We start from the raw sequence: 16,794 nt of genomic DNA on the forward strand, positions 1-16,794 counted from the left end.
CCGGGCTCGCCTCGGGCGCCCCGGAATTGTCTGTTGGAGGTCTGCTAGTTTGGGGGTGTTCCGCGCCAGCGGGATGCCTGGTCCGGGTGGCCACCCGGACCAGGCGCGAAGCGCCGACCGTCCCGGAATAGGGCTGCAACGCCCGTCGTCATCTCGGTCGGCGCTTCGCTTCCCGTGTCACGCTTGATGAGTTGCCTGGGCCCCTCGGCCAGCCGGCCTGACGCCCGCAGACAATCGCAAGCCATCCCAAGATAGCCCCCATGCCGGCCGCCGCCAACACACCCGAGCCCGCCCCGAGATTCGCCGTCCAGGCCGCCGTCCAGCCCGACACCGCATCCGCCGCCCCGCCGATCCCCACCCGCTTCCTCGGCTGCGATGTCGGCAAGGCCGGCATCGTGGTGTTCGACAGCCGCGATGCCAGCCTCCGGACCCTGCCCAACCAACCCGACAGCCTCGCCGCCTTCGCGGCCGGCCTCGACCCGACCTGCCTGGTCGTGTGCGAGGCCACCGGCGGTTACGAGGACGCCCTTCTGGCCGCTCTGCTCACGGCCGGATGCCCCGCCCACCGGGCCGACGCCCGCAAGGTCAAGGCCTTCATCCGCTCGTTCGGCACCCTGGCCAAGAGCGACACCCTCGATGCTCGCGCGCTCGCCCACGACGCCCAGGAACGCCACGCACGCCTCGCCCGCTGGCAGGCCCCCGACCCGGACCGCGAACGCCTGCAGACCCTGGTGCTCACCCGAACCGACCTGGTGGCCCAGCGCACCGCCTGCACCAACCGTCTGGCCGCCCCCGGCGCCGAGCCGGTGCGGACCTGCCTGGAGGCGCTGCGAACCTGCCTCGACACCCAGATCCAGGCCCTCGACGCCGCCATCGCCGCGCTGGTGCGCGCCGCCGCCGAACTCGTCCGCGCCGAGCGGGTCCTGCGCGCCATCCCGGGCATCGGCGCCACCACCGCCGCCGCCCTGATCGGTCTCATGCCCGAACTCGGCCGCATCGACCGCCGTCAGGCCGCCGCCCTGGCCGGAGAAAATCCACCAACCAGAGCGGCGCCACCGACGCCTATCGCCGAACCCGCGGCGGCAGGCCCGAGGTCAAGCGCACCCTGTTCATGGCCGCGATGGCGGCCAGCCGCCACAACCCCATCCTCCGGGACGCCTACCGGCGCCTGCGCGACGCCGGAAAGAAGCCCATCGTCGCCATCACAGCCCTCATGCGACGCCTCATCGTCATCGCAAACGCACGCCTGCGCGACGCATACGCTCAAGCCGCCGCCAACTGAGTTGATGACGCAGTGGATGATCCGTCGATCGGGACGAGGTTCAGCAGAGGCCGTGAGCCAAGCGCTCGCCCCCGGCCCGCCGGCCTCAGACCGCCTTCTGCTTCAGCTCGCGCTCCAGCTCGTGCGCGTCGAGCCCCGGCACGACCACCGGCGGCTCCGGCACGGTCGAGGGCACCGAGGCGGGTGCCGCGATGGCGGCGGCAAGGCGCGAGCGCTCGAACAGCACCACAACGATCACCGAGATCAGCGCCGGGATCCAGAAGTAGAAGATCCGGAAGATGATCACCGCCGCGATGATCGCGTCCTTCTGGGCGTCGTCGGTGATGTGCATCGCCGTGATGAACACGATCTCGAACACGCCGAGGCCGCCCGGGGCGTGCGAGGCGAGCGCCACCGAGAACGAGGCGAGGAAGATCGCGAGGACCGGGATGAAGCCGGGGTTCATCGCCTCCGGCAGGGCGAAGTAGATGATGCCCGCGGCACCCAGCAGCTCCAGCGGCGCCGCCAGCAGCTGGCGCGCCATGATGCCGGGCCGGGGATATTCGAGCTTGAACGAGCGGATATGCAACGGCCGCAGGCGCAGGATCGAGCCGAGCACGTAGAGCGCCACGAAACCCAGCATGCAGAACCCGACGACCAGCGCCGTCTTCGGATCGGTCAGGAAGCCCGGCAGCTTGCCCTCGAGGCGCGTCAGCAGGTTCGGGTCCACCACCAGGGTGAAGCCGCCGAGCAGGACCGTGCCGAGGAAGAACGTGAAGGAGCACAGGGCCACCAGCACGGCGACCTGGGCGGCCGAGAGGCCCTTGGCCGTGTAGGCCCGGTAGCGCACCAGGGCGCCGGAGAAGACCGAGGCGCCGATATTGTGCGACAGCGCGTAGGTGGTGAAGGAGCAGAGCGAGACGAACAGCCACGAGATGTGGCGCACGCCCAGATGCAGCAGGGCGATCCGGTCGTACCAGGCGAGGGCCGCGTAGGCCACGAGGGTCGAGATCGCCGCCAGCAGGATGCGATGCGGGGGGATCGCCAGGATCGCGGACCAGATCGCCGCCAGCGATGTGGTCTTCAGCTCTTGGTAGAGAAAGTAGCCCGATACCACGACCGCTGCGAGGCCGATCAACGGCCAGATGAACTCGCTGAGCTTCTTCATGTACACCGACGCCCCGGGGAGAGCCCCTGATGCGCCGCCATGCAATGCGCCGCAAGCGGATCGAGGCCATCGCGATCCCCCTTGTCAGGTGATCGTGACGGTTTCGTGCCGCGTTGCCGGCACATCACACACGGACTGGGCGAAAAGGCGCTCGGAGGGCGCAACGCGCGGGTGCGCGAGGCCCGATCGGGCGTCTCAGCCGCGGGCGCGGTTGAGGCCGATTCCGTCCATCGCGGCCTGGTCGCGGATCGCCTCGGCGGCGCGCTCGGCGGTGCGCTCCCGGTCGTTCAGGATCTCGACCTTCTTCAGCTCCTCGAAGGCCTCGCCGAGCTCGGCCTTGGCCTCGGCCAGCTGGCCTTCGAGCGCCTGGGCGGATTGGCGCATGTTGTCCCGGCGGCCGGCGGCGGCGCGCGCGTAGGTCGGGTAGGCGAAATGCCCGACATCGGTGATGCCGGCGCGGGCTTCCTCGACGGCGACTTCCCGGTCGAGCTCCACCGCCATGCGCTGGAAGTCGGCCATCATCATCTCGATCTGGGTCACACGCCGCCGCTTCTCATCAACCTGGAAGCGACGCAGCCGGATCAGCGTGTCACGCGATTTCATTGGGACGCTCACTCCACGCAACGCTCGGGGCCGCGCCAGGGACCATGCCCGGCCCGTGCCCTAAGCAGGATCGCGACGGCGAACCTGCTCAGACCCTGGTTCCGCATCACTCAATGCACCCAAGCGGTTACCGCTTCGCTGCATGATGCCTAGGCCCCGCCGACGATCTGGCTGAGCCGGGCGTAACCATCGCTGATGGACGTTGCTTCTTCCTTACCCTGCCCCAGAAAAGCCTCAAGATCCGGCATGAGCGCCACCGCCTCGTCGACCTCCTGGGACGAGCCCGCCCGGTAGGCGCCCAGCCGGATCAGCTCCTCCATGTCGGCGTAGGTCGAGAGCACCCGGCGAGCCCTGCGGACCACCGGCAAATAGGCCGGATCGCAGGAGCGCGGCATGGTCCGGGAGACCGAGCGCAGCACGTTGATCGCGGGATAGCGCCCGCGCTCGGCGATGGCCCGCTCCATCACGATGTGCCCGTCGAGGATGCCGCGGACCGCGTCGGCCACCGGCTCGTTGTGGTCGTCGCCCTCGACCAGCACGGTGAACAGGGCCGAGATCGTGCCGAGGCCGACCCCGGGTCCGGCGCGCTCCAGAAGCCGCGGCAATTCCGAGAAGACCGTGGGCGTGTAGCCCTTGGCGGTGGGCGGCTCGCCGGCGGCCAGCCCGATATCGCGCTGGGCCATGGCGAAGCGGGTGATCGAATCGATCATGCACAGCACCTTCGCGCCCTGGTCGCGAAAATGCTCGGCGACCGAGAGGGTCACGTAGGCGGCGTTGCGGCGCATCAGCGCCGGCTCGTCCGAGGTCGCCACCACGACCACGGAGCGGGCCAGGCCGGCGGCGCCGAGATCGTCCTGCAGGAATTCCTGCACCTCGCGGCCGCGCTCGCCCACAAGGCCGATCACCGCCACGTCGGCGGCGGTGTAGCGGGCCAGCATCGACAGCAGCACCGACTTGCCGACACCGGAGCCGGCGAAGATGCCCATCCGCTGGCCGGCGCACATGGTCAGAAAGGTGTTGATGCACCGGACCCCGAGGTCCAGCGGTCCGCCGACCCGGGTGCGGGCATGGGCCGGGGGCGGGTCGGCGCGCAGCGCATAGACGTCCGGTCCCTGCGGCAGGGGCCCGAGCCCGTCCACCGGGCGTCCGAGCGCGTCGACCACCCGCCCGAGCCAGGCGCTCGACGGCCGGATCGCCCCCGCCGATTCGTCGCGCACATAGGCCGGGCAGCCGCGGCGGACGCCTTCCAGGGAGCCGAACGGCATCGCGAGCGCGCGGTCGCCCTGGAATCCGATGATCTCGCAGGGCACCAGCCCGAGGCCGTTGGCGCCCTCCACGTCGATCCGGCCGCCGAGCCGCATGGCGGCCACAGGCCCCGCGACCTCGACCAGGAGCCCGCGGATCGCCACGACCCGGCCGAAGGTCTCGAGCACCTCGATCCGGTCGAGGGCCGCCTGGGCCGCGGCGAGGTTGGTAACGGACCTTGCCGGATCCTGTGTCATCGGCGTGGCTCTCAACGCTTCGTTTACCGGCCTCCTTAACACTGCGGTCATCGGGCTCGTAGCGGCCCGGTCCGAGCTCCGGCGTCAGCCGGACTTCACGAAGTCGTGGGGCTGTGTCCGCAGGGACACAGCCGGGACCGGGTCGTTTCGGGGGAGACACTTACGCCCAAACGCGTGGGCGTCCCGGTCGCGAATGGAGCGGAATCATGGCCCCGAGCGCCGTGGAGGAACCCTATTCCTCCCGTCAAGCTCACGGGCCGGTGAACGAGACGCTTGCGGGTGGGAATCAGGTTTTGTTAACGATTAATCCATAGCGTTCCACGTCAAGAGCGACGGAGCGCCCGTCCACAGGCCGGTGGCGGGTGATCGGTGGGGACGTGTCTGCGCGCTGATGCGGCCGGCTGGGCTGGGGACCGACGATGCGGGTACTTTTGATCGAGGACGATAGCGCGACCGCGCAGAGCATCGAGTTGATGCTCAAGTCCGAGAACTTCAACACCTATACCACCGACCTGGGCGAAGAGGGCATCGACCTCGGCAAGCTCTACGATTACGACATCATCCTCCTCGATCTGAACCTGCCCGACATGTCGGGCTACGAGGTCCTGCGCAACCTGCGGGTGGCGAAGGTGAAGACGCCGATCCTGATCCTCTCCGGCATGGCCGGGATCGAGGACAAGGTGAAGGGTCTGGGCTTCGGGGCCGACGATTACCTCACCAAGCCGTTCCACAAGGACGAGCTGGTGGCCCGGATCCACGCCATCGTGCGCCGCTCGAAGGGCCACGCCCAGTCGGTGATCACGACCGGCGACCTGATCGTGAACCTCGATCAGAAGACCGTCGAGGTCGGCGGCGCCCGGGTGCACCTGACCGGCAAGGAGTACCAGATGCTGGAACTTCTCTCGCTCCGGAAGGGCACGACGCTCACCAAGGAGATGTTCCTCAACCATCTCTACGGCGGCATGGACGAGCCCGAGCTGAAGATCATCGACGTGTTCATCTGCAAGCTGCGCAAGAAGCTCGCCAACGCCAGCCAGGGCAAGAACTACATCGAGACCGTCTGGGGCCGCGGCTACGTGCTGCGCGAGCCGATGGACGCCGAGGAGCGCATGGCGGTCTGATCCACCCGGGTCAGCGTGCCTCTCGAAAAACCCCGTGCGGCTCGGCCGCGCGGGGTTTTCGTTTTTTGCGCATCGTCCCGAAAGGTGGCTGCCGGCTTTCGGAAAAAGACGCTGCCGACTTGAGCCCTACCGAACCCCGGTCGCGGAAAAGATCTGGGCGGCCGGGGCGACCACGACGTAGCCGCCGCAGGGCGCGGTCCGGGTGATCACCGCGCTGGCGACGCCCCAGACATAGGTCCCGCCGCGATCCTGCGCGACGACGGGTCCGCCGGAATCCCCGAAGCAGATCCGGGCGCCGTTCGCCCGGGCGATGGTCAGGCCGGTGTTGCTGGCCGCCACCGGGGTCAGGGTCGCGGTGCGCAACCGCCCGACGCCCCGCCCGGACAGGCCGGCCCCCGCGATCCGAAGCGACTTCGGCAGGCGGCGGGGATCGGCCGCGAGCGGCACCGGGCGCCGGTCGCGCACCGGCTCGGTCAGGCGCAGAACCGCGAGATCGAGGGACAGGTCGGCGAGGCTCACGTCGGGCGCCGCGTTCGGCAGCATCTCGCCGGGATCGGGGCTGTAGCGCGCCGCGACCCGGGCGCCGTAGACCGGCCGCGCCGGCTCGGTGCCGCGGAAGAACACGACCAGCGCGCCGAGCGGATCGCCGTTCACGCAATGCGCCGCGGTGAGCACGAGGTCCGGGGCGATCAGGATCCCGGTGCAGCGTGTGAGCCTCTGCGCCTCCTCGGGCTGGGTGATCGTCCCGATGGCGACGGTGGCCTGCGCCAGCGCGTCCCGCCCCGCGGGCGCCCCGCCGTCGATGGCGGCGGCCGGGCCGGCCGACCCGAACCCGATCGTCGCTGCGAGCGCCGCCCCTGCGAGCCGCGTCCCGATGGTCCTGATTGTGGTGGTCGTCACGCGCGAACCTTAACTGCCCGAGCCCCCGCAACCACAGATGCGGCACGGAGCGGCCGACGCAAGCGGGCGCGTGGACGCGGTCCGCTCAGCGCGCCACGGTCCAGGTGCTGGTGCCGTCCTTGTTGTCCTTCACCGACACGCCCATGGCGGCGAGCGCATCGCGGGCCCGGTCGGAGGCCGCCCAGTCCTTGGCGGCCCGGGCGGCCCGGCGCTCGGCGATCAGCGCCTCGACGGCGGCGACATCGATCCCGGCCGCGGCGACCTGATCCTGCTCGCGGTCGCTGCGGGTGCGCGTGAGCAGGCCGAACAGGTTCGCGCCGGCCCGCAGCGAAGCCGCCTCGTCGGATCCGTGCAGCGCGTTGATCGCCGCCGGCGTGTTAAGGTCGTCGCACAGCGCGTCGAGCACCGTGGCCGGCACCGTCTCGGCGGCCGGTGTATCCCCGGCGGCATTGTACCAGCGGTCGAGCACCCGGCTCGATTCCTCGAGACCGCGCAGGGTCCAGTCGATCGGCTGCCGGTAATGCGTCTTCAGCATGGTCAGGCGGACCACTTCCCCCGGCCAGTCCTTCAGCACGTCGCGGATGGTGATGAAGTTGCCGAGCGACTTCGACATCTTCTCGCCCTCCACCTGCAGGAAGCCGTTGTGCAGCCAGACATTGGCCATCACCGGCGTCCCGAAGCAGCAGCGCGATTGCGCCACCTCGTTCTCGTGGTGGGGGAAGATCAGGTCGATGCCGCCGGCATGGATGTCGAAGGTTTTTCCGAGGTGCTTGGCCGACATGGCCGAGCACTCGATATGCCAGCCCGGGCGCCCCGGCTCGGCGATGCTGGCTGGTGACGGCCAGGACGGCTCACCGGGCTTCGAGGGCTTCCACAGCACGAAATCGAGGGGCGAGCGCTTGTAGGGCGCGACCTCGACCCGGGCGCCGGCCTCCATCTCGTCCAGCGGACGCTTCGACAGGCGGCCGTAATCCGGCATGGCCGGCACGTCGAACAGCACGTGCCCCTCGGCCACGTAGGCGTGGCCGCCCGCGACCAGCGCGTCGATCATCGCGCGCATCTCGCCGATGTGATCGGTGGCCCGGGGCTCGATGAAGCGGGGCGGCTCGCCCGGCACGTTCACGTCCTCAGGCATCAGGATACCGAGATCACGGATGTCCCGGTGGAACTGCTCCAGCGTCCTGTCGGTGAGCTCGCGGATGGTGATGCCGCGCTCGGCCGCGCGGACATTAATTTTGTCGTCCACGTCCGTGACGTTGCGGGCGTAGGTGACGTGTGCCGGCCCGTAGAGGTGGCGCAGCAGCCGGAACAGCAGGTCGAAGACGATGATCGGGCGCGCGTTGCCGATATGCGCGAAGTCCCAAACGGTCGGGCCGCAGGCATACATCCGCACCTGGGCGGGATCGATCGGCGCGAACGCCTCCTTGGCACCGCTGAGCGTGTTGTAGAGCCGCAACATCGGCGCCATGAAACCCATCCCCTTCCGGCGCCGCGGCCGATGATCGACGCCGCGCCGTCGCCGGAAAACCGGCCCTGCCTTCAACGACCTGCGGGCCCTGCGAGGCGAAGAACGGCCGAACCTTGGCGCCTCCGGCCCTGCCACAGGGGCCCGCTGTTGCACTGCGGCGACGGTGCCGCGCGCCCGATGGGGCTAACGCAAAAGCGTGAGGAATTCGAGATGGCCCTCGCACGTGCCGGGTAAGCCTTCCTTAACCGCGCCGTCGGACCGTCCGGACCAAGCTCCTCACACCCAAGATACTGTGCCCAAGGATCTTCGATGCGACGCACGGCCGCCGGATATTTCGTCATCGCCGCTGCCCTGGCCACGGCTTGCCTCGCGCAAGGCGCGTTCGCCGGCAGCGACGGCGAGACGCCCGCGAAGGTGCCGGCCCATGTCGAGAAGACGTTCCTGATCCCGTCGAGCGACGGCTACGGCGTCGGCGATTGCTTGACGACGCCCGGCAGCGAGTGCGGCCAGGTCGTCGCCAATGCCTGGTGCGAGGCCCAGGGCTACGCCGCCGCCAACACGTTCGGGATCGCCGCCGCCGACGAGTATACCGGCGCCATCGAGCAGCCGGTCTCGACCCCGTCGGAGCGCCCGATCCGCATCACCTGCCGGGACTGACGGGCGCCCCGGCCGCGTGCCGTCAGCCCTTCACGAAGTCCGCGCATTTCGGTGCCGGCTCGGTGCCCCAGGGCGCCAGCGGCACCGCCGACGTCGAGTTCTTCGGCGATCCCTGGATGACCTTATCCGAATAGACCATGTAGATCAGCGTATTGCGTTGGGCATCACAGCCGCGCACGATCTGCATCGACTTGAAGATCAGCGAACGCCGCTCGCTGAACACGACCTCGCCCTGGCTCAGCTTGCCCTTGAAGGCGATCGGCCCGGTCTGGCGGCAGGCCAGCGAGATATCGGAGACGTCCTCGGCCAGGCCGAGCGTCCCCTTGATGCCCCCCTTCTCCGGCTGCGTGTACCAGCAGGCGACCCCCGACACCGCCGGGTCGTCGATGCCGTAGACCACGAGCTTGTCGTTGGGGGTCAGGGGCCGCCAGACCGTGGATTTGGAGAAGATCCGGTCCGGCTCCTGAGCCGAGGCCGGTCCGGCCGCCGAGAGGCCGAGGGCGACAAGCCCAACATAGGTGAGACTCCGAAACCACATCACGGGTCAATTCCCTGCTCAAGCGCGCGGCCCGGATGTAGGAGGGGTGTCACCCGCTTACGAGGGGGCGTACACTCAAGCTGCTTCGGTCCCGAGGCCGGGGCAGGACAGCACCCGACCGAGGGGACCGCCGCATTTCCGACCACCGCGATGCAGCCGATGCTTGACCGCCCGATCGTCCGTTCGCTCGGCCGCCTCATCTTGAGCGCGGCGCTTGCGTTCGGTCTGTCCCAGAGTCTCGATACCGCCCGGGCGCAGGACGCTCCGGTCGGCCAGCCCGTCGCCGGGGAGGCGAAGCCCGGCGCGCCGCAACTGCCCTCGCCCGCCTGCCGGCGCTACCGGGCCGAGCTCGCCTCCGTCCAGAACGGTGCCAGCACGACCCGCGCGCTCAACGACGAGATCGGGCGGCTGGAAGCCTATTTCCGCGGGCTGAACTGCGAGGGCGGCAAGTTCCTCTTCTTCGACACGCGCCCGCCCCAGTGCGGCGCCGTGGAGCAGCGCATCCGCGCGCTCAAGGCCACCTATGGCGGCGCGGTGTTCGACGACAGCGGCGCCCGCAAGCGCGAGCTGCAGGGGCTCGTCACCGCCAATTGCCCGGCCCGGGAAACCTATGCCGGCACCGGCGAGACCTACGCCAAGGGCGGCCCGCAGACGGTTTGCGTGCGGACCTGCGACGGCGGCTTCTTCCCGATGCGCAACCTGCCCGAGGGCCGCGGCGGCGCCGACGAGATGTGCCAGGCGCTCTGCCCCGGCACCGAAGCGCAGGCCTATTCGATGCCCTACGGCGACGAGGCCCTGAAGCACGCCGCCTCGGTGAAGGGCAGCCGCGCCTATGTGAGCCTCGCTAACGCGTTCAAGTTCCGCAAGGAATTCGTCCCGAACTGCTCCTGCAAGCCCCAGAACCAGACCTGGGCGCAGTCGCTCGTGAAGGCCGAGAGCATGCTGGTGCGGCACAAGGGCGATATCTTCGTCACGCCCATGCAGGCCGAGGCCCTGTCGCGTCCGAAGGTGCGCCTGACCCTGGTCGGCCGGGCCGACCGGACCGCGGCCGAGCTCGCCGCCGACGCCGCCGGACGCGCGGGGGTCGATATGAATGCCGGTGCGGGCGAGAAGGCCGGTGAGGCGAAGCCGGGCGAGGCCAAGGCAGCCGGCGCCAAGCCCGATCACGTCGCGGTGCGGATCATCGCCCCGGACATGATCGCGGTGCCCCAGCGGCTGACGCCCTGACGGAGTCTTGAGCGGCGGGCGCGGAACCATGGGCCGTTGAGCGGGTTCGGGTCGGCTCGATCCGAAACGAGGCCTCGATGCGGCTGCTGCGACTGATCCTTCTCACCGGTACGGTGCTCCCGGGCCTCGCCCTGATGCAGCCCGCGGGCGCATCCCCGGGCCCGATCCTCATGGCGCAGGGCGGCCCCGACGAGCGCGGCCCGCGCGGCGGCGAGCCTCCACATGGCGGCCCGCGTCCGGAACGGCCGCCGCAGGAGCGTCCGGGTCCGCCGCCAGGCCCGCCGCCTGCCGCGCGCGAGCGGCCCGAGCCGCGGCCGGAGCGCGCCCCGCCGCCGCGCGAACGTCCCGAACCGCCGGCCCAGCGGCAGCCCCAGGCCGAGCCGCCCCCGCGCGAGCGCGCGCCCGAGCGCCGGCCGGACCGGCAACCGGACATCCAGGAGCGCGCGGCACCGGAGCGTCCGGCGCCGGAGCAGCGGCGCACGCCCGAGCGTCCCCCCGCCGATCGTCCCGGGCCGGACCGGAGGGATCCCGACCGGCCGCCGCCGCGCGATCCGGCACCCGCGCCGCGGGCAGCGCCCGAGCGTCCCGCCCAGCCGCAGCGCGGGCCGGATCAGGACCGCCGGGCACCGGATCAGGAGCGGGCCGCCCCCCGCACCGCGCCGAACCCACCCGCCCAGCTCCAGCGGGCTCCCGATCAGGAGCGCCGGGCACCGGGCGAGGAGCGCGCGGCCCCCGACGCTGCGCCGGACGCGCCCGCGCGGCGCCGTGATCCCGCCCCGGATCGCGGGGCACCCACGCAGCGCCCCGGTGGCCCCGACGCCGCACCGCCGCCCAACGCGGCACCCGGCGTTCCGGGCCGTCCGGTCCAGCGCCTCGATGCCCAGCCCGGCGCCGCGCCGCCGCCGAATGCGGAGCCCGGACGTCCCGTGCCGCCCAACATGGCACCGGGCGTGCCCGGCCGTCCCGTGCAGCGTCCGGATGCCCAGCCCGGCGTTCAGACACAGCCGGGCGCCGAGCCCGCACGCCCGCTGCCGCCCAACATGGCGCCGGGGGTGCCCGGCCGCCCCGTCCAGCCGCCGGGACCGCCGCCCGACCCGAACGCCCCGCCCCCGCCGCTTGGCGCACAGCCGGGCCAGCCGCCCGCCGGCGGGCCGGGCGGACGCGGCGCGTTCAACACGCCGGGCCAGCCCGGCTACGTCCCGGGCGGTTTCCGCGCGGATGACGACGTGCGCGACTACGATCAGGTCCGGCGCGACCGGCGCGAGTTCAGCGAGGGCGGCCGGACTTTCTACCGGGAGCCCGGCCGCATCATCGTCCGGGACCGCGACGGCTACCTGATCCGCCACGACGAGAACGAGCGGTTCCGCGACCTCGACCCGCGGGGCTTCCGGTCCGAGCGGCGCGGCGCCGACTTCTACAGCTTCATCGACCGGCCGGGCGGCGAGCAGATCGTCACCGTGACGGACGATGACGGCCGGCTGCTGCGCCGCTACCGCCGCTTCCGCGACGGCCGGGAGGTGGTGATCATCGACAACAGCTATGCCGGGCCGCCGCGCCCGATCTACGACGACGTGGTCGTGCTGCCGCCGCCCGACATCCGCATCCCCCGCGACCGGTACGTGGTCGAGTACGAGCAGGCGGACGAGGGCGCGGTCTACGAGGCGCTGACCGCCCCGCCGGTCGTCGCCGTGGACCGCCGCTACACCCTGGATCAGGTCCGCTACAGCCCGGACCTGCGGGCCCGGATGCGCTCGGTGGATATCGACACGATCACGTTCGACACGGCCTCGTTCACGGTGACGCCGGACCAGGCGGCCCGGCTGTCGGTGATCGCGGCCGCGATCAACCGGGCGATCCGCGCCAACCCGCAGGAGGTGTTTTTGATCGAGGGCTACACCGACGCGGTGGGCTCCGACATCGACAACCTGTCCCTGTCGGACCGCCGGGCGCAATCGGTGGCGACCGTGCTGACCCAGCAGTTCCAGGTGCCGCCGGAGAACCTGACCACGCAGGGCTACGGCGAGCAGTACCTGAAGGTGAACACGCAGGGCGCCGCCCGGGAGAACCGGCGTGTCACGGTCCGGCGGATCACGCCGCTGCTGCAGCAGGGGACGGCGCAGGCCGCGCCGCGCTGAGCGGATCCGTCACGCCGTCAGGTCCCGCGCCCGGCGCGGGACTAGGCTGAGCAGCCCGAGCACCGCGAGCCCCGCGCCGATCCAGAGCGGGGCCGCGAGGCCGTAGCCCCGGTCGATCGCGAGGCCGCCGAGCCAGGTCCCGAAAGCCAGCCCGCCCGTGATCACCGAGGTGTGGAGGCTGTTCACCAGCGGCCCGGGATGGGCGACCCGCATCACCCGGGCGACCATGGCCGGGTTGAGGGAGACGCCGGTCAGGCCGATCACCAGGAAGGCGGCGACGCTGACGGCCGCATCGGTCGGGACAGCCGCGAAGCTCGCCAGGGCCGCGGCCAGGACGACGAGGCCGATGGCCAGGACGGGGATCGTGTGGCGGTCCGCCAGCCGGCCGACGATCAGATTGCCGATCACCGTCGCGACGCCGTAGGCGGCGAGCACGATCGGGATCAGCCGCGGCGCCAGCCCGGTCACCACGGTGAAGATGGCCGTGACGTAGCTGAAGGCCGCGAAGGTCGCCCCGATGATCAGCCCGCTCGTCGCGTAGGCGGCCCAGAGGCGGGTGTTGCGCAGCTCGGCCAGACCGGACGCCAGGTCGACCTGCGTGCCGCGGGCTGGCCTCGGGATCGTCGGTCCGACGATGGCGATGCACAGGGCCGTCAGGCCGACGATCAGCCAGAAGCTGGTGCGCCAGCCGAACAGGTCGTTGATCAGCGCCGCGGCCGGCACGCCGACCACCGGCGCGATCATCAGCCCGGCCAGGACCAGGGAGGCGGCGCGCCCGCGGAGGTCAGCCCGGACCGATTCGGCGCAGAGCGTCAGGCCGATCCCGAAACAGGCGGCGCTGGTCACGCCCTGCAGGGTGCGGGCGAGGGCCATCACCGCGTAGCTCGGCGCCATGGCGGCCAGCGTGCTGCCGATCAGGAACACGCCGAGCAGCCACAGCAGCGCGTCCTTGTTCGACACGCCGAGCCGCAGGAGCAGGGCGATCACCAGCGGGCCACCGAAGGTCATGCCGAGGGCGAAGAGCGCGATCAGGTTGCCGATCTCGCCCACCGAGACCGCAAAGGCCGCGGCCAAAGACGGCATCAGCCCGGCGACCATGAACTCCGCCGTGGTGATCACGAAGATCGTCGCGCTCAGGAGATAAACCCAGGGCGGGATCGTGGCGGCGCCGGGCTCGACCGCACCAGTCACGTCCCGTGATTCGACCGTTGTCTCCGCTGCCCGCATCGTCGGCCCCCATTTCTGTAAACTCGACTACAGAATGGGTAAGCGCGCTTGCCGCGGGCGGTCAAGCCATTCTATAAATCCTGCTACAGAAAGGTGTGTGATGGCTCCCGCGCGAGGACGGCCCCGCGGCTTCGACCGCGATCTGGCCCTGGAGCGCCTGATGCAGGTGTTCTGGGCCAAGGGCTACGAGGGTGCGCAGCTCAACGACCTCACCGCAGCGATCGGGGTCAAGCCGCCGAGCTTCTACGCGGCCTTCGGCTCAAAGGAGGCGGCGTTCCGCGAGGCGATCGACCTGTACATCGCCACGATCGGCGCGGCCCCGATGCGCGCGCTCGACGCGGCGGCGACGGTCCGCGCGGGTCTGCGGGCGATGCTAGAGGGTAGCGTCGAAGTCGCGCTCTCGGCAAAGCCCGGCGGCTGCCTGCTGATCCTCGGCGTGGTCAATTGCCTGCCGGCAAACGAGGCGGCGCGCGCGCATCTCCTGAACGCCCGGCGCAAGACCGTCGCGATCGTGGCGGACCGGCTCCGGCGCGGCGTTGCGGACGGGGAGTTACCGGCGGGCACGGACATCGCGCGGCTCGCCGCGTTCTTTCACGGGATCATGCAGGCGATCTCGTTCCAGGCGCGGGACGGGGCGACCCGGGCGGAGTTGCTGGCGCTGATCGATCCGGCGCTCCGCGCCCTCGATCCCGACTGATCCACCCGCATGGCGAGACCGCGCCGCCTGCGGTTGACGCCGGCTGGCCCGCACCGCACCACCGGATGGCGCATCATCCCGGAAGCCGGCAACCACCGTTCGGGATGATGCTTTCGCAGCGCGGGACGGTGATGGCGATCGACAGCAACGGGGGGCTGATCCGGTCGGGCACGCCGGTCTTCCGCCGCACGGCCCTGGCGCTCGCCGCCGCGGGGTTCTCGACCTTCGCGGTGCTCTACGCGGTGCAGCCGCTGCTGCCGATCTTCGCCGAGGAATTCGGCGTCTCGCCGGCCGAGAGCAGCCTCGCCTTGTCGCTGCCCTGCGGGCTGCTGGCGGTGGCGCTGCTGGTGGTGAGCCCGCTCTCGGAAATCTGGGGCCGCAAGCCGGTGATGCTGGCCTCCCTGTTCGCCTCGGCGGTGCTGACCATCGTGGCCGCCCTGGTTCCGAGCTGGCACGGCTTCCTGGTCCTGCGGGCGCTGTCCGGGCTCACCGCCAGCGGCCTGCCCGCGGTGGCGATGGCCTATCTCGCCGAGGAGATGGACGCGCAGGCGATCGGCCTGTCGATGGGCCTCCTGGTCGGCGGCAACGCGCTCGGCGGCATGTCCGGCCGGCTGATCAGCGGCGTGATGGCCGACCATGTGAACTGGCGCATCGGTCTCGCCACGATCGGCGGCCTGGCCCTGGTCGCCGCGCTGGCGTTCTGGCGCTGGCTGCCGCCGGCGCGCAACTTCGTGCCGCGCCGGATGGCCTGGCGGGACGTGCCGGGCAGCTTCGGTCACCATTTTCGCGATGCCGGCCTGCCCTGGCTGTTCGCGGAAGGCTTTTTGCTGATGGGCGGCTTCGTCTGCATCTACAACTACATCGGCTTCCGCCTGCTCGATCCGCCCTTCGCGCTGAGCCAGACGGTGATCGGCCTGATCTTCTCCGTCTACATCGCCGGCATGGTCAGCAGCCCGGTGGCGGGCGAGCTGGCGAGCCGCTTCGGCCGGCGCCGGGTACTGTGGCTCGCCACCGCGCTCGGGCTCGCCGGGATCCTGATGACGGCGGCCGACAACATCCTGCTGATCGTCGCCGGCGTGGTGGTGGTCACCATCGGCTTCTTCGGGGCGCATTCGGTGGCGAGCAGCTGGGTCGGGCGGCGGGCGCTGCGCGACCGGGCGCAGGCCTCCTCGATGTATCTGTGCCTGTACTATCTCGGCTCGTCGGTGCTCGGCACCGCGGGCGGCTGGTTCTTCGCCCATGCGGGCTGGACCGGCGTGGTGCTGTTCGTGGGCGCCCTCTACGGTCTGGCGCTGGCCATCGCGATTCGGCTGTCGCGGCTGGCACCGCTGACGGTCTGATTTCGGGAGGGAAACAATGAGCGCCCGCACCCATGCCGGCCATGTCGTCGATCAGTTCGGCGCCCAGGCCACCGCCTACGTGACGAGCGCGGTTCACGCCGCCGGCGCCGATCTCGACCGGATCGGCGCGCTTGTGCGCGGGCTGCCGGGCGCACGGGTGCTCGATCTCGGCTGCGGCGGCGGCCACGTCGCCTTCGCGGCCGCGACGGCGGGCGCCGCGGTCACCGCCTACGACCTCTCGGCCGAGATGCTGGCGGCGGTCTCGGCCGAGGCCGGGCGGCGCGGCCTCGACCGGATCGAGACCCGCCAGGGCGCGGCCGAGGCCCTGCCCTTCCCGGACGCCGCCTTCGACGCGGTGCTGACCCGCTACAGCGCCCACCATTGGCGCGACGTCCCGGCCGCGCTGGCGGGGGCGCGACGGGTGCTGAAGCCGGCGGGACTGCTGGTCGTCTGCGATATCGTGGCGCCCGAAGAGCCGCTGCTGGACACGCATCTCCAGGCGGTGGAGCTGCTGCGCGATCCCTCGCATGTGCGCGACTATCGGGTCTCGGAATGGCGCGCGATGCTGACGGCGGCGGGCTTCGCCCCCGGCGAGGCGACCGCTTACCGGCCGCGCATGGAGTTTTCCAGCTGGATCGCCCGGATGCGCACGCCGGAGATCCACGTCGCGGCGATCCGCGCCCTCCAGGCCACGGCTCCGGTCGAAGTGACCGAGCATTTTTCGATCGAGGCCGACGGCAGTTTCCTGCTCGATTCGGTGCTGATCGAGGCGCGCCCGCACTGAGAGGGTGTTCGACCCGGCACGGTCAGGCAAAAGACGGTTCCAATCATCGGATATCCCGGTCCCTTCCAGATCCTGAGACCTGGCCGTGAAGCGGGCGCCTCGGTGGCTGAGCGTTGTCCGATCCTCGGAGGATGGCGCACGGCGCCCCCGTCCCGAGCGGGCTACG

The 16,794-nt window shown here is 71.0% G+C and carries 15 protein-coding genes and 2 pseudogenes; 10 read left to right on the forward strand and 7 right to left on the reverse strand.

Features of this window, described 5'->3' with window-relative positions; all coding sequences use genetic code 11:
* Window positions 1-260: 260 nt before the first annotated feature.
* From BMZ47_RS29325 to BMZ47_RS28980, 3 genes and pseudogenes are all read left to right on the forward strand, one after another.
* Window positions 261-728: pseudogene (locus BMZ47_RS29325) on the forward strand (IS110 family transposase); the annotation flags it as partial.
* Window positions 729-835: 107 nt separating this feature from the next.
* Window positions 836-1,105 (forward strand): annotated as a pseudogene (locus tag BMZ47_RS29330) (hypothetical protein); the annotation flags it as partial.
* Between the two features lie 6 nt (window positions 1,106-1,111).
* On the forward strand, window positions 1,112-1,282 hold the full coding sequence (locus tag BMZ47_RS28980; protein ID WP_244536821.1) for a hypothetical protein: 171 nt from the start codon (window positions 1,112-1,114) through the stop codon (window positions 1,280-1,282).
* A gap of 85 nt (window positions 1,283-1,367) precedes the next feature.
* On the opposite strand, the gene BMZ47_RS14775 is transcribed toward BMZ47_RS28980, so the two are convergent.
* The 3 genes from BMZ47_RS14775 to fliI all read right to left on the reverse strand — a co-directional run bounded on the left by BMZ47_RS14775 (window position 1,368) and on the right by fliI (window position 4,534).
* On the reverse strand, window positions 1,368-2,429 hold the full coding sequence (locus BMZ47_RS14775) for a lysylphosphatidylglycerol synthase domain-containing protein (RefSeq protein ID WP_091863203.1): 1,062 nt from the start codon (window positions 2,427-2,429) through the stop codon (window positions 1,368-1,370).
* Window positions 2,430-2,624: 195 nt separating this feature from the next.
* Window positions 2,625-3,032, reverse strand: coding sequence for a flagellar export protein FliJ (gene fliJ / locus BMZ47_RS14780; RefSeq protein ID WP_007566480.1), 408 nt, complete (start codon window positions 3,030-3,032; stop codon window positions 2,625-2,627).
* A gap of 149 nt (window positions 3,033-3,181) precedes the next feature.
* Window positions 3,182-4,534, reverse strand: a complete 1,353-nt coding sequence (fliI, locus tag BMZ47_RS14785) for a flagellar protein export ATPase FliI (protein ID WP_091863204.1) — start codon at window positions 4,532-4,534, stop codon at window positions 3,182-3,184.
* Window positions 4,535-4,953: 419 nt separating this feature from the next.
* Here fliI and ctrA point away from each other — a divergent pair, with 419 nt between their 5' ends.
* Window positions 4,954-5,655, forward strand: coding sequence for a response regulator transcription factor CtrA (ctrA, locus tag BMZ47_RS14790; protein ID WP_007566477.1), 702 nt, complete (start codon window positions 4,954-4,956; stop codon window positions 5,653-5,655).
* 126 nt (window positions 5,656-5,781) lie between these two features.
* Here ctrA and BMZ47_RS14795 read toward each other — a convergent pair whose 3' ends face one another.
* Both BMZ47_RS14795 and cysS read right to left on the reverse strand, forming a co-directional pair.
* Window positions 5,782-6,555 carry a trypsin-like serine protease gene (locus BMZ47_RS14795; RefSeq protein WP_091863205.1) on the reverse strand — a complete coding sequence of 258 codons (774 nt, stop codon included), beginning with the start codon at window positions 6,553-6,555 and terminating at the stop codon, window positions 5,782-5,784.
* 85 nt (window positions 6,556-6,640) lie between these two features.
* Window positions 6,641-8,023, reverse strand: coding sequence for a cysteine--tRNA ligase (cysS, locus tag BMZ47_RS14800; RefSeq protein WP_091863302.1), 1,383 nt, complete (start codon window positions 8,021-8,023; stop codon window positions 6,641-6,643).
* A gap of 309 nt (window positions 8,024-8,332) precedes the next feature.
* Here cysS and BMZ47_RS14805 point away from each other — a divergent pair, with 309 nt between their 5' ends.
* On the forward strand, window positions 8,333-8,680 hold the full coding sequence (locus BMZ47_RS14805; protein WP_050733113.1) for a hypothetical protein: 348 nt from the start codon (window positions 8,333-8,335) through the stop codon (window positions 8,678-8,680).
* Window positions 8,681-8,702: 22 nt separating this feature from the next.
* On the opposite strand, the gene BMZ47_RS14810 is transcribed toward BMZ47_RS14805, so the two are convergent.
* Complete coding sequence (locus tag BMZ47_RS14810; protein WP_007566473.1) at window positions 8,703-9,218, reverse strand: CreA family protein; 516 nt, start codon at window positions 9,216-9,218, stop codon at window positions 8,703-8,705.
* Window positions 9,219-9,377: 159 nt separating this feature from the next.
* Between BMZ47_RS14810 and BMZ47_RS14815 the strand changes: the two genes are divergently transcribed.
* Both BMZ47_RS14815 and BMZ47_RS14820 read left to right on the forward strand, forming a co-directional pair.
* A complete protein-coding gene (locus BMZ47_RS14815; RefSeq protein WP_091863303.1) occupies window positions 9,378-10,445 on the forward strand; it encodes a DUF2865 domain-containing protein in 1,068 nt (355 codons plus the stop codon).
* A 77-nt stretch (window positions 10,446-10,522) separates the two neighbouring features.
* Complete coding sequence (locus BMZ47_RS14820) at window positions 10,523-12,580, forward strand: OmpA family protein (protein ID WP_091863206.1); 2,058 nt, start codon at window positions 10,523-10,525, stop codon at window positions 12,578-12,580.
* 9 nt (window positions 12,581-12,589) lie between these two features.
* Here the strand turns inward: BMZ47_RS14820 and BMZ47_RS14825 are convergent, their stop codons facing one another.
* Window positions 12,590-13,771, reverse strand: a complete 1,182-nt coding sequence (locus tag BMZ47_RS14825; protein WP_244536822.1) for an MFS transporter — start codon at window positions 13,769-13,771, stop codon at window positions 12,590-12,592.
* A gap of 136 nt (window positions 13,772-13,907) precedes the next feature.
* On the opposite strand from BMZ47_RS14825, the gene BMZ47_RS14830 reads away from it, so the two are divergent.
* The 3 genes from BMZ47_RS14830 to BMZ47_RS14840 all read left to right on the forward strand — a co-directional run bounded on the left by BMZ47_RS14830 (window position 13,908) and on the right by BMZ47_RS14840 (window position 16,628).
* Complete coding sequence (locus tag BMZ47_RS14830; RefSeq protein ID WP_091863208.1) at window positions 13,908-14,504, forward strand: TetR/AcrR family transcriptional regulator; 597 nt, start codon at window positions 13,908-13,910, stop codon at window positions 14,502-14,504.
* Window positions 14,505-14,635: 131 nt separating this feature from the next.
* A complete protein-coding gene (locus tag BMZ47_RS14835) occupies window positions 14,636-15,844 on the forward strand; it encodes an MFS transporter (protein WP_091863304.1) in 1,209 nt (402 codons plus the stop codon).
* A 16-nt stretch (window positions 15,845-15,860) separates the two neighbouring features.
* On the forward strand, window positions 15,861-16,628 hold the full coding sequence (locus BMZ47_RS14840; protein ID WP_091863209.1) for a class I SAM-dependent methyltransferase: 768 nt from the start codon (window positions 15,861-15,863) through the stop codon (window positions 16,626-16,628).
* The last annotated feature ends 166 nt before the right edge of the window (window positions 16,629-16,794 follow it).

The organism is Methylobacterium brachiatum, from assembly GCF_900113845.1.
GTDB classification, from domain to species: Bacteria; Pseudomonadota; Alphaproteobacteria; order Rhizobiales; family Beijerinckiaceae; genus Methylobacterium; species Methylobacterium brachiatum.

Coding starts and splice junctions, on each gene's coding strand:
- BMZ47_RS14820 (WP_091863206.1), top strand. CDS start 10,523: ATGCGGCTGCTGCGACTGATCCTTCTCACCGGTACGGTGCTCCCGGGC.
- BMZ47_RS14815 (WP_091863303.1), top strand. CDS start 9,378: ATGCTTGACCGCCCGATCGTCCGTTCGCTCGGCCGCCTCATCTTGAGC.
- fliI (WP_091863204.1), bottom strand. CDS start 4,534: ATGACACAGGATCCGGCAAGGTCCGTTACCAACCTCGCCGCGGCCCAG.
- BMZ47_RS28980 (WP_244536821.1), top strand. CDS start 1,112: ATGGCCGCGATGGCGGCCAGCCGCCACAACCCCATCCTCCGGGACGCC.
- BMZ47_RS14835 (WP_091863304.1), top strand. CDS start 14,636: ATGGCGATCGACAGCAACGGGGGGCTGATCCGGTCGGGCACGCCGGTC.
- ctrA (WP_007566477.1), top strand. CDS start 4,954: ATGCGGGTACTTTTGATCGAGGACGATAGCGCGACCGCGCAGAGCATC.
- BMZ47_RS14810 (WP_007566473.1), bottom strand. CDS start 9,218: ATGTGGTTTCGGAGTCTCACCTATGTTGGGCTTGTCGCCCTCGGCCTC.
- BMZ47_RS14840 (WP_091863209.1), top strand. CDS start 15,861: ATGAGCGCCCGCACCCATGCCGGCCATGTCGTCGATCAGTTCGGCGCC.
- BMZ47_RS14805 (WP_050733113.1), top strand. CDS start 8,333: ATGCGACGCACGGCCGCCGGATATTTCGTCATCGCCGCTGCCCTGGCC.
- cysS (WP_091863302.1), bottom strand. CDS start 8,023: ATGGCGCCGATGTTGCGGCTCTACAACACGCTCAGCGGTGCCAAGGAG.
- BMZ47_RS14775 (WP_091863203.1), bottom strand. CDS start 2,429: ATGAAGAAGCTCAGCGAGTTCATCTGGCCGTTGATCGGCCTCGCAGCG.
- fliJ (WP_007566480.1), bottom strand. CDS start 3,032: ATGAAATCGCGTGACACGCTGATCCGGCTGCGTCGCTTCCAGGTTGAT.
- BMZ47_RS14830 (WP_091863208.1), top strand. CDS start 13,908: ATGGCTCCCGCGCGAGGACGGCCCCGCGGCTTCGACCGCGATCTGGCC.